Here is a 12,193-nt window from a genome sequence, read left to right as displayed (position 1 = left end):
CAAAAAAAAACAATTATTATGAAAATAATTAATACTTTATTAACCATGTTATTATTTATGGGAATAATAATTGGCTCAACCAATGTTACGCATAAAGTACAAGATAAAAAAGAGTTTCAAGGTCAAGCAACTTACATTTCAAAGTCTAGTTTAGATCTTGGGAGTTGGGGAGCACGAATGAGTGAAGAGCAAAAAAAAGCAGTAAAGGCACGGCTAAAAAACCGATTAGAAAAGACATACACACTCACCTTCAATAAATCAGAATCTTATTTCACTGAAGGAGATAAGCTAGATGCTATATCTGGAGCTACAGATTCTTGGGGCAAAAACTTTGCAGCTGGAGATCAATATAAAAATGTAAAAACCAATACCCAAATACAGGATCAAGAGTTCTACGGAAAACGTTTTCTTGTAAAAGATAGTTTACAACCAATTGCATGGAAATTAGGAAGCGAAACCAAACAAATAGGAAATTACATGTGTTTTAAAGCCACAGCATCTATTCCTACAGATGAGCTAACTTGGTATTCATTTTCTTGGGGAAAATTGAGAAATAATGCACCAGCAGTAGTAGGCGAAGAAACTACAGAGCTAAAGATTGACATGACCGAAGTAGAGGCATGGTACGCTCCACAAATTCCAGTAAGCCATGGACCATCAGAATATTGGGGACTTCCAGGTTTAATATTAGAAATAAGTGCAGGTGATACGACCATGCTATGTTCTAAATTAATCATCAATCCAGAGGACATTATTGCAATAGAAGCACCTAAAAAAGGACAGGAAATTTCAAAAAAAGCTTACCAAGAAACAATTGTTGAGAAAATGAAAGAATTTAGATCGCAACGAATGGGTGGACGAGGTAGGTAATCGATTTGTCCAATTTCCGAAGAAAACAAAAAAAATCCTCTTCAATGAATGAGGAGGATTTCTAGTTTAATTTCTAGTTTAATAATCTCTCAAAGCATGAACTGTACCTGTAATAGTGTGTTCTATCAAATCTGCATCAGTATACGTACCATTAAATGTTAAATCAATATACGCTCCAACCTCTCCAATTTCAGAAACATTTACAGTAATTAAAGTGTTGCTTCCTGCAGAATTTGGAGCTGTACCATTGGTTCCATCTTGAAATGATAAATAATTAGTGTTAGCAGGCGGATAAACGCCTACAGTTATAGGAGAATTATCTTCGTTAAAAATGCCAATACTAAAGTTATTACCACTTTCATCTCCATTATTATAATATGAGAAGTTTAAATTAGATAGACCATCCTGTCCGCCTTGAATTCCAAAGTACTCAGTAACTGTATCTCCACCATCAACTTGATATGTTACAAATTCATCTACGGCATTACAAGCAGCAATAGTGCCAACATTTGTAATAGGACTGGTGTACGTAAAACTAATCGAGTCTGTATCTTGAGCATTAATATAATCTACACCATGTAACTTAAAAATATCAGAACTTGTGTTACATCTTACCGTAGATAATTCAAAATCACCATTTTCAACAAAATCAGTATCTAATAATGTGAAAGCTTTAAAGAGTCTCACATATCCTTCAGTTACTGGATTGTCGTTACAATCTGTAAAATTACCTGTAACCGTTTCTGTGATCCATTCTCCGCTTAAGTCACTTGTTACAATATTTATACTAGAGTCTGATGAGAATGGTCCTATAGTGCCATTGTAAAGCGCATTTGTACACGTGTTCTCATATGAACTGTATACATTTAATACTAAACTCTCGTTAGTAGGGATTAAGCCACAAACTGTGCCAATTTGATTAGTAACACCTCCTGTAGTGCCAAATTGTGTACTTGTAATTTCAGCATATAAGCCAGATAGTAAATTATCATTTTCGTCTTTAATCGTCACACATAAATTCACGGCTTCGGCAGGAATATCACAATTCCAAAATGAAAAGTGAGATACGGTTCCAACATAAGCGTTACCTACTAAAGTGGCTGCGCCATCTTCAACCCAATATCCATAAGCTTCATCAAAATACCAAAGTGGTATAGAACTTGGTGCAGTTGCCATTAAACTTGGGTCTAAAGGCATTGTGATTTCTGCAGTAGAGCCTTCGGCTAAGTTTAAATCTTCACCATTATCGCCTCTTAACTCAACAGCTAACATCCCATAAGTTTGTAACATACGTTCTTCATTTTGTGAGTTTGCAGCATAGAGCATGCCTGGCATTTGGTCTTGCATATCTTCATTTGCTGGATCTAAATGATGCATAATCACATTTACATTTCCGGAGTAAGAAGAACCGTCAGGTTTTATATAATTTCCATCAAGCGCAACAGACGCTCCATTTTGTAATGTAATCGTTTCTTCGGTTCCGTTAGAGGTTGTTCCTGCAATCGTTTCTGCTAGCATCATAATACGAACCTTGTTAGTGCCTTCACTAGGCACCACAGCTCTAGACGCATGAATAAAGCCTGCTTTTTGAGCTTTTACATATCCGAAGCGCTGATTAATAGTTGCGTTATTAATGATAAATACACCATTGGCATCTGTAGTTGTAGTTAAACTACCTATGCTTATGGTTGCATTTTCAATTGGGTTGTTATTAGTATCTACAACTGTCCCCAAAAATGTTCTAGAGATTTCACTTCCAAAATTTTGAGAAAAGGCTATATGGTTTGGATCGTCATCTTGATTTTGAGGTGTGTTTAGATTGTCGTCATTGTTGCAAGAAAAGAAACAAAGCAATACTGATGCTAGTAAAAAGATTTTTGTGATTTTCATTTTTCATTTATTTTTTAGAGTTCTATTCTAAAGATGTGAAAATCACTAAATGGTTGCGTTAAAAGATTGTAAAATATTGATTTTAAGATTTATTCATGACAAAAGTCCCAGTTCCTCGAGACAGTAAACGTGGTATAAAACCTTTAAAATACAATGCCTTTGATTTGAATTTCCAAGTTCCTTTTATAATTTGTTTATTTCTAGAAAATTGACCTTCATAAACTAAAGTTGGGTGTTTTTTATTAGTATGAGTACTATGTATTCCATTTTTATCAATTGTAGCCGAAATAGGCATGTTTTTAGTAAAATAAATACGGTCATTATCAAATTTCCCTTTTATGGTTCCTGTTCCTGGTGTGCCTCCAGTTGATAAATCGTCTTTTACGGTTCCTGTAAAAGTGTTGCCTTTTAAGGTGTCAATATTAATCGTGAATTCAACATCAATCATCCTATCATCTTTAAATTCATCTGGAATTGAGTATTGATAAGTGCCTTTCCAAATGCCTTTAACAGCAATGTCGCCTTCTTGAGTCATAGGGTTTAAAAGTGCCTCATCTAATGTTATGGGGACCTCAGAAAACGCTATAATTTTATCGCCATAAACAAGGTCTACTAGCATTTCTAATATAGTGTCATCTAACTCTTTTGGTACATTGCCTTTTGGGTACTCTTTGGTAACAGCGTGTACATAATCTTCAACTGTTAATTGACCTAGGGCTTCTAAAAATATTTTTTGAGGCCAAGGATCCATGGTTATAACTCGCGGACTTTTGCTATCAATAACTCTAATCATATCACTGGTAAGCCAATCCCAATCTTCGGTTCTATGAAAGTATAGATTTTTATATTCTGAAGTTTCTAGGGTTTTGAATTTCATGGCTTAGATTTTTAAACAATATAAGGACTCTCTTTAAAACAAAAAACCTCTGAATTAAAATTCAGAGGTTATTGATTAATATCAAAAACTAGACTTAGTTCTGCTTCTCCATTAAATACGTACCGTAAGGGACACTAGGTGAAGATGAAGCACTTTCATAAGGGAGCATTACATTTCCAACAACGTATATAGTCGCAGTAATTTTTTCTGGATTGGTTTCGTTGACTAAATATCGTAGAACTATTCCTGAGGATAAATATTCTCGATTAGGGTCTGAAAAGTATAAATCAATTCGCCTTTCATTAGGTAAACAATCAGTACAATTATGGTCTGGACCTTTAACAATATATCTACCTCCAATATTTCTTTGCAAGTTGAGTTGTGCATTATTTAGCAAAGGGATAGTATTAACAATTGTTAGTCCATTTGTAGTGTATGAGTATTCCCCAATCATATAATCTTCATAATAATCACCGTTAAAGGTTTGTATTTGTTTTTGTAAAACTAAAGTAAATGATGTTGTACCATCAGTAAATATCCATGTGCCAACAAAATTGTTCAACTCGCTATTGAGATCTTTAACATAAGAACCATCTAATATGTTGTGTTCGTAAGTGTCTAAGGCAACTATTGGGCCTTGTGCTTTACATGATAAAGCTAAAAGTAATATTGATATTGTAAAAAATAAGTTTTTCATAATTACATTATTTTGTAGGTTAACATTGTGAATCAATAATAGTATCTTCGAGTCCTAATTTTAGCTTTTTCCATGTTTCTTGTACTTGAGGAGTTCCTTGATTTGTTTGCTCCATTTTGTACAAAGATACGCCTAAATCATTCTCTTGAATGAATTCTAAGAGTACTCTTTGATATTGCAGCTCTGTGCCTAGATGATCGTTAGCTTCATCTATATATTTGTCTAATAGTTCTTTTTTAAGCTTTTTCCACTTTCTCTTATTATTTTTTATAGTCATTAGACTCTGAAATTTGGTGATATCATCAATTTTAAGAGCATAGGTTTTTGCATTGCCATTTTGTTCAGCAATAAATACAGAAACAAATAACGAATCACCATTTGGATTAAGACTATTAAGAAAGGGACTAGAAGTATATAGATTTCGTATTTGGAGAACGGAGTATATATCATCTACAGAAAACATAGGTATCCATTTTCTTAAGCTACTATTAGATGGGTGAGTGTGAACGGTACCATATTGATTTTGGTACGAATGAAAATCTACACCATGAGTTTGATTATTGGCAGGCATATATTTTGCATAAGGACCAGTTTGTACAAAGATCCCATCATTTCTTAAACTAAAGCCAGTTTCTACGTCATTATTTAAGGATTGATCTGCATTTACAATTGCAAGTCGTGGATTTGTATTTAAACCATCAGTATTACCAGGATGATTATCATCTATAAAAGGATTAGGTTGGTTATAACCTGGAGGTGAAGTCAGTTTATTAAGTTCCTCACAATTTTTTTCATGAGTAGTGTTTTCATCCTGATCTCGTGGAGGTATTACAACAGTTTCATCATCATCGCAAGGGTTGTCTATACTTGGTACACAATCGTCATCATCTGAATTATTATTTGAACCTGATCCGCTTCCTCCTCCTCCATTTCCTGACGATCCAGGTCCAACTGCTACACCATTATCGTCTTCTTCTTGTGTCAATTCTGGTGGACATGGTCCATAAGTACCAGTTACAACCCAAGAATAGCTATTAGCGTTACATGTGCCAGGTGCATCAGGGAAACCGTCTTCACATTCCCAATGTCCACCTACACCAATTAGGCATTCACCAGAACCTCTTGATAAAAATGAATTGTTCATGTAGTCATCATTAAAAATATCATTTTCATGAAGTTTCATAAACCCACTAAATGGTTGTGTTTTATCCTGTAACCAAGTTTCAGATGGTGTGTATTCAAATATTTTAGTATTATCTATATCTCCAGTTAAACTTGTTACAACAAGTAAATTGTAAAAAGATCCAGTTTCATTAGTGGTAGTAGTTTTAATAGTAAACGTATAAAAGATCTTATCCTCACGCTCAATCATTAAAATCTCATCAGTAGCAATCGTAGCAGAGTCTGATTCTACCAATCTACCTTGTGCATTTTTGGATTTTAGCTTATTGACGTCAAACAGACGACTTAATTCTTTATAATCTTTACTATTGCCAACTTTATTATTAAAGTCTGATAAAGAAATTCGTTTCACTCTCGATTCTCCAGTTTCTTCAACAGGGTCTTTAAAGTCATCTTTTTGACAACTTGTAAAGCAAGTTAGAGTTCCTAGAAGCAGAATAGCAATTCTAAGATGGTGTTTCATTTTTTGTTTCATGAATTTTAGGTTTTATAATTTAGTTAAAACAAAAGTGGTTTTTAATTATGGGGAAATCAATACGTAGTTCTACGTAGATTGACGAGAAAAAATGTTAAAGTTTTGAACTTTGTATATAGTGGTATGGTCTGTTCGAGCGCAGTCGAGAACTATTTATGTAGGTTTCGACTGCGCTCAACCAGACATTTAAATACTAATTTAAGTAATCTATAAAACAAAAAACCTCTGAATTTTAATTCAGAGGTTTTCGTAATCTTATTATAAATATGCTTTACAAATCAAAAGCACTTTTCACTTTATCCACATAATCCAACTTCTCCCATGTAAATAATTCAACATCAAGCGTTAAATCATCACCATTTGGTTGAGAAAATGTTTTGCTTACTGTTTCCGGTTGTCTTCCCATATGACCATATGCAGCAGTTTCGCTATACATTGGCTGACGTAATTTTAAACGACTTTCAATAGCAGCTGGACGCATATCAAAAATACCTTTGATTTTTGATGCAATCTCACCATCTGTAATATTAAATGGGCAAGTACCATATGTGTCTACGTAAATAGATGTAGGTTCTACAACACCAATTGCATAACTCACTTGTACTAATATTTCATCACAAATACCTGCAGCAACCATATTTTTTGCAATATGTCTTGTTGCATAAGCAGCACTTCTATCTACTTTACTAGGATCTTTTCCTGAGAAAGCGCCTCCACCATGACCACCTTTTCCACCATAGGTGTCCACAATAATTTTTCGTCCTGTTAATCCTGTGTCTCCATGAGGTCCTCCAATGACGAATTTCCCTGTTGGATTGATGTGATAAGTGATTTGATCGTTAAACAATACTTGAATATGCTCAGGTAATTTAGCGACCACTCTTGGGATTAAAATATCTACAATATCTTTTCTAATTTTAGCAAGCATGGTGTCGTCATCACCAAAATCATCATGCTGTGTTGACACTACAATAGCATCAATTCGCTGAGGTGTGTTATCATCACTATATTCAATAGTTACCTGACTTTTTGAGTCTGGACGTAAATAGGTAATCTCTTTATTTTCGCGTCTTAATGCTGCAAGTTCTTTTAATATTCTGTGAGATAAATCTAATGCTAAAGGCATGTAGTTTTCGGTTTCGCTAGTTGCGTAACCAAACATCATTCCTTGATCTCCTGCACCTTGCTCTTCTTTTGTAGCACGATCTACACCACGATTGATATCGTCAGATTGTTCATGTATTGCAGAAAATACACCACATGAATTTCCGTCAAACATGTACTCGCTTTTTGTGTAGCCAATCTTGTTTATCGTATCACGAGCAATCTTTTGTACGTCTAAATACGTGTTAGATCTTACTTCTCCTGCTAAAACCACTTGACCTGTAGTCACTAGGGTTTCGCAAGCCACTTTCGATTCGCTATCAAACGCTAAAAAATGATCAATTAATGCGTCACTAATTTGATCTGCTACTTTGTCTGGATGGCCTTCAGAAACACTTTCCGAAGTAAATAAATATGACATAAATCTCTTAAATTTTATAATTCTGAAAAATAATTTGAGATTGCTTGGTCGCTAGAGAAGTGTATAACTAACTGCTTTAGCATTTTTTTAATGAGGTTGCAATCAGAACAAATTTTTCCTCTGTATTTGAAAGTGCAAATGTAAACAGTTAATAGAAACTAACAAAGTCTTTTAACGAAAACCCTAGAAGAACATTAAATTTCTACTATTTAAGTCAAACTTTTAAATTTATCTTTAGTGTTATTCTAAGTAAAAACAGCTAACTTGCAGTCTAATAGTTGTTTACCAATTAAGCCTGCGCAATTTTGAAAAAAACACTTTACACCTTAGTTTTTAACCTGACCCTAGTAATTATGCCTATGTTTGGTTTTGGTCAATGTCCTGATGTACCAATAATTTTAAACTCTCAAGGAGATGTAGATGCTTTTATTATAAATTATCCTAATTGTACACAAGTAACTGCTGGTATGACAATAGAAGGTGGAGATATTATTGATTTAACACCTTTATCAGTAATTACAGTTTTGAGTAGTCCATTATTAATCAAAAATAATCTTTTACTAACAAACCTTGCAGGTCTAGATAATGTTTTAGAATTTAATTTTGGAGGTATAGGTGGTTTAGGTATAATGGATAATAACTCATTAACGGATATTAGTGCATTTTCTAATATGTCGAGTCTAGACATGTTTTCAGGAGCTTTTGAAATTAGAAATAACCCCTTGTTAGTTAGTCTTAATGGTTTACAGGGAATCAATGCTAACTTAGACAGTTATATAATTAGAAACAACAACTCTCTAGTAGATTTAAATGGTATTGGAGACAATATATTTTGTAGAGATAATTTTATAGTACGGGAAAATGATAATTTGCAAAGTTTTGGAGCCATAGATTTTAATTTTTTAGAGAGTATTACAATTATAGATAATCCTTTGTTAATTGATATCTCTGCATTGGATAATTATACAACCACAATACCTTTTATTCGCGTAATGAATAATTTTAATCTATCAGTTTGCAATGTTGAGGCACTTTGTCATAGAGTGAATCAAGTTTATCAATGTTGTAACGGATTAAGTTCTGAGGTAATCATTGAAAATAATGATACTGGTTGTAATAGTATAGAAGAAGTAGCAATCTCTTGTGGCATTCTAGCAAGTAATAGGGAATGTGCTGAAGCTTTAAATTTAAATTTTGACGAATCTTTAGAAGGGAATAATGAATTTTCTTCGGAATCTTCACAGACACCTTCTTGTAATGATATTGATAGAGCAGATGTATGGTTTACATTTAATTCTGAAGAATTTACAATTGTAGATGTTAATGTCTCTAATGGTTACAATCTACAACTATGGAGTGGATCCTGTGATAATTTGAGTACAATAAATAGTGCATGTGGCTCAGGTTCTTTATTAGATATTTCGGTTACTGCAAATACGGATTACTATATACAGGTATGGAGTGAAAATACAACTGAGAATACAGGGTTGTTTGATATTCTTTTAGAACCTAAAACGTTATCAACTCAAGAAAATATGCTCAATGAGTTCACTTTATTTCCTAATCCAACGAGTGATATTTTATTATTAAAATCTGTTAGTCCTATAACCCAAGTAAAAGTATTTGATCTTTTAGGAAAGAGAGTAATAAGTTCTGAACCAAATATGTCGAGTGAAAAAGTAGATATGTCTAAATTGAATACAGGAATATATATTGTTTTTGTCGAGATTAGTGATCGTACAACTGTTCATAGAATTATGAAAGAATAATTTTATAAAACGTTTTAGTAAATAGAATTTAAACGTCAAATTTGAAAGAACAACTATTACTCGAGCAATACTATTCTTATCTAAAAAGAGAATACAATTGTGTTTTTAATATTTCCGAAGTAAATACAGTTAAAGCTAATAATAGCCGAATATTTTTCTGTTTAACAGATATTAAGTTAATATTTTAGAAAAATATTCCGTTTCGTTTGGTCGTCCAATTTAAATTTTGCAATATTTGTACTCACAAAGTTCAAACACTTACTGAAATGTTATCAAGAAAGGTGGAGAGATAGACTCGTTGAAGCCTTAGCAACCCATAGATTTACTATGAAGGTGCTAAATTCTACTTGAAGGTGCAAGTCATTTTTTGCAAATTTGGATAGATAACTAAAAACTAATTGCTCATCTGTAATTAGCGATTTCTTCATAACATTTTTCTATTAGGTATGCCTTTCGAGGCTTATTTGGCTTTTGGTTTAATCTTTAATTAACTCAAAAACTTAGAAAAATGAGTACACAAAAATTTGCAACAAAAGCGTTGCACGCAGGACACGACACAACAAAAACTGGAGGCACTAGAGCAGTACCTATTTATCAATCTACAGCCTATGTATTTGACGATTCAGATGATGCTGCAGGACGATTTAATTTATCTGTTCCAGGATTTATTTACACGCGTTTAAATAATCCTACCAATGACATATTAGAGCAACGTATTGCTGCATTAGAAGGTGGTATTGCTGCTGTAGCAACAGCATCTGGTACTGCAGCAATTTCTACAACACTATTAACGTTGTTAAGAGCAGGAGATCACATCGTGGCTTCTAATAGTTTGTATGGAGGAACCTACAATTTATTGAGCGTAACCTTGCCAAGACATGGCATTACAACGACGTTTGTAGATCCATCAGATCCAGAAAATTTTAATAAAGCAGCTCAAGAAAATACAAGAGCCATTTTTGTAGAATCTCTAGGGAATCCAAAATTAGATGTTCTAGATATTGAAGCTATTTCTAAACAAGCAAAAGCACACAAAGTACCTTTTATTGTTGATAATACTGTAGCAACACCTTATCTATTAAATCCAATTGAATATGGTGCAAATATCGTCATTCATTCGTTGACAAAGTATATCAATGGAAATGGAACCTCATTAGGAGGCATCATAGTTGATGCAGGTACGTTTGATTGGACCAATGGAAAATTCCCAGAATTCACCGAGCCTTCTGCTGGATATCATGGTTTGGTATATAGTGAGGTTATTGGACCTGCAGCTTTTATAGCAAAAATTAGAATTGAAGGTCTACGTGATTATGGAGGCGCTTTGAGTCCGTTTAATGCCTTTCAAATTATTCAAGGCTTAGAAACCTTAGAGTTACGTATTAAAAAACATAGTGAAAACGCACTTGAGTTGGCAACATGGTTGCAACAACAGCCAGAAGTGAATTGGGTTAATTATCCAGGATTAGAAACTAGCAAGTATAAAGAATTAGCCAATACATATTTACCTAACGGACAAAGTGGTATCGTTACTTTTGGAGTAGAAGGAGGTTATGAGTCTGCAAAAAAAATAGCAGATACAACACAACTATTTTCACTACTTGCTAACATTGGTGATACAAAATCTTTAATCATTCATCCTGCAAGTACTACGCATCAGCAATTAAGTGATGAGGCTCAAGAAACAACAGGAGTAACTAAAGATTTAATCCGTTTATCTGTTGGTATTGAAAATATCGAAGATTTAAAATCAGATTTGAAAGCCGCTTTTGAAGTGGTGAAAAATACTGTTTTAGCCTAATGTATTATTAGTTGATATCCATCAAAATTGTTTTGTTTAAGTGGTATCCAATTATTAAAATTTAAACATGTCGTCATTAAAATATATATCAATTTCAAATTTTGAGCTTGCTTCAGGCAAGACTCAAAATTTTGAATTATCCTATCAGCTGTTTGGAAAACCATTACATGAAGCACCTATTGTTTTGGTAAATCATGCGTTAACTGGGAATTCTAATGTCTGCGGAAATGAGGGTTGGTGGAATGATTTGATAGGTGAAAACAAATGTGTTGATACCAATAGGTTTTCAGTTTTGGCTTTTAATATTCCCGGAAATGGATTTGATGCTAATGAAGCGCATCTCATTGATAATTATAAAGATTTTACGGCCAGAACCATTGCCGAAATTTTTGCATTGGGATTGGAAGCTTTGGATATTAATTCGCTCTTTGCCGTTATTGGAGGATCTGTAGGTGGCGGAATTGCTTGGGAACTTGCAGCTTTAAAACCACAATTAATTGACCACTTAATTCCTGTGGCTACAGATTGGAAATCTACAGATTGGCTTATTGCTAATTGTCATATTCAAGATGCCATATTAAATCATTCTACTGCACCATTGGCAGATGCTAGAATGCATGCCATGACCTTGTATCGAACACCAGAGTCTCTTACTAATAAGTTTCAAAGAACCCAAGTGTCTAAAGCACGCTTTAATGTAGAGAGTTGGTTAGATTATCATGGTAAAGCCTTAAATAAACGATTTCATGTTTCGGCTTATAAATTGATGAACCAAATTTTAAAAACTATAGATATCACAAAAAATAGAACCTCATTTAATGAGGTTGTTGGAGCTATACGGTCTAATATTCATATTGTAACTATTCCAAGTGATTTGTTTTTTAAATCTGAAGAAAATTGGGACACTTATGTTGATCTTAAACTCATAAGTAGCAATGTGAGTATTTCGGAAATTAAATCAATTCATGGTCATGATGCATTTTTGATAGAATTTGAGCAATTGAAAAAGATCTTAAAACCAATTTTCAAACCTAGTAAGCCCTTTAAAAATGGTGAGAAGGTTGGAAGTAGTTTGGCTAAGCGTTCATAAGGAATGATAATTATTTT

9 protein-coding genes and 1 riboswitch are annotated in these 12,193 nt (G+C 33.5%); of the genes, 4 read left to right on the top strand and 5 right to left on the bottom strand.

Translation table 11 applies throughout. From position 1 onward, the window contains the following. Positions 1 to 18 precede the first annotated feature (18 nt). Complete coding sequence (locus TD29_RS13310; RefSeq protein WP_040281240.1) at positions 19 to 870, top strand: GLPGLI family protein; 852 nt, start codon at positions 19 to 21, stop codon at positions 868 to 870. Between the two features lie 78 nt (positions 871 to 948). Here the strand turns inward: TD29_RS13310 and TD29_RS13305 are convergent, their stop codons facing one another. From TD29_RS13305 to metK, 5 genes are all read right to left on the bottom strand, one after another. After that, positions 949 to 2,760: a carboxypeptidase-like regulatory domain-containing protein gene (locus tag TD29_RS13305; RefSeq protein WP_040281239.1), complete on the bottom strand. Its 1,812-nt coding sequence runs from the start codon at positions 2,758 to 2,760 to the stop codon at positions 949 to 951. Positions 2,761 to 2,842: 82 nt separating this feature from the next. Then, the gene (locus TD29_RS13300) at positions 2,843 to 3,637 is read right to left on the bottom strand and encodes a hypothetical protein (RefSeq protein WP_040281238.1); all 795 of its coding nucleotides are present in this window, start codon (positions 3,635 to 3,637) and stop codon (positions 2,843 to 2,845) included. A gap of 94 nt (positions 3,638 to 3,731) precedes the next feature. Continuing rightward, positions 3,732 to 4,334 (bottom strand): DUF6705 family protein, encoded by a 603-nt coding sequence (locus tag TD29_RS13295; protein WP_040281237.1) that lies wholly within the window; start codon positions 4,332 to 4,334, stop codon positions 3,732 to 3,734. Positions 4,335 to 4,353: 19 nt separating this feature from the next. Then, complete coding sequence (locus TD29_RS13290) at positions 4,354 to 5,991, bottom strand: hypothetical protein (RefSeq protein WP_040281236.1); 1,638 nt, start codon at positions 5,989 to 5,991, stop codon at positions 4,354 to 4,356. 271 nt (positions 5,992 to 6,262) lie between these two features. Further along, on the bottom strand, positions 6,263 to 7,516 hold the full coding sequence (gene metK, locus TD29_RS13285) for a methionine adenosyltransferase (RefSeq protein WP_040281235.1): 1,254 nt from the start codon (positions 7,514 to 7,516) through the stop codon (positions 6,263 to 6,265). Positions 7,517 to 7,821: 305 nt separating this feature from the next. On the opposite strand from metK, the gene TD29_RS13280 reads away from it, so the two are divergent. The 3 genes from TD29_RS13280 to TD29_RS13270 all read left to right on the top strand — a co-directional run bounded on the left by TD29_RS13280 (position 7,822) and on the right by TD29_RS13270 (position 12,176). Next, positions 7,822 to 9,285, top strand: coding sequence for a T9SS type A sorting domain-containing protein (locus tag TD29_RS13280; protein WP_152611520.1), 1,464 nt, complete (start codon positions 7,822 to 7,824; stop codon positions 9,283 to 9,285). Positions 9,286 to 9,551: 266 nt separating this feature from the next. Beyond that, positions 9,552 to 9,675, top strand: a riboswitch (SAM riboswitch). Positions 9,676 to 9,793: 118 nt separating this feature from the next. Further along, on the top strand, positions 9,794 to 11,086 hold the full coding sequence (locus TD29_RS13275) for an O-acetylhomoserine aminocarboxypropyltransferase/cysteine synthase family protein (protein ID WP_040281233.1): 1,293 nt from the start codon (positions 9,794 to 9,796) through the stop codon (positions 11,084 to 11,086). A 67-nt stretch (positions 11,087 to 11,153) separates the two neighbouring features. Further along, a complete protein-coding gene (locus tag TD29_RS13270) occupies positions 11,154 to 12,176 on the top strand; it encodes an alpha/beta fold hydrolase (RefSeq protein ID WP_040281232.1) in 1,023 nt (340 codons plus the stop codon). Positions 12,177 to 12,193: the final 17 nt, after the last annotated feature.

The organism is Psychroserpens damuponensis (assembly GCF_000826655.1).
Classification (GTDB): domain Bacteria; phylum Bacteroidota; class Bacteroidia; order Flavobacteriales; family Flavobacteriaceae; genus Psychroserpens; species Psychroserpens damuponensis.
Note: the sequence above shows the minus strand (reverse complement) of the source record. Positions and strands in the feature narration are given on the sequence as shown.

Coding starts and splice junctions, on each gene's coding strand:
- TD29_RS13305 (WP_040281239.1), bottom strand. CDS start 2,760: ATGAAAATCACAAAAATCTTTTTACTAGCATCAGTATTGCTTTGTTTC.
- metK (WP_040281235.1), bottom strand. CDS start 7,516: ATGTCATATTTATTTACTTCGGAAAGTGTTTCTGAAGGCCATCCAGAC.
- TD29_RS13300 (WP_040281238.1), bottom strand. CDS start 3,637: ATGAAATTCAAAACCCTAGAAACTTCAGAATATAAAAATCTATACTTT.
- TD29_RS13310 (WP_040281240.1), top strand. CDS start 19: ATGAAAATAATTAATACTTTATTAACCATGTTATTATTTATGGGAATA.
- TD29_RS13295 (WP_040281237.1), bottom strand. CDS start 4,334: ATGAAAAACTTATTTTTTACAATATCAATATTACTTTTAGCTTTATCA.
- TD29_RS13270 (WP_040281232.1), top strand. CDS start 11,154: ATGTCGTCATTAAAATATATATCAATTTCAAATTTTGAGCTTGCTTCA.
- TD29_RS13275 (WP_040281233.1), top strand. CDS start 9,794: ATGAGTACACAAAAATTTGCAACAAAAGCGTTGCACGCAGGACACGAC.
- TD29_RS13290 (WP_040281236.1), bottom strand. CDS start 5,991: ATGAAACAAAAAATGAAACACCATCTTAGAATTGCTATTCTGCTTCTA.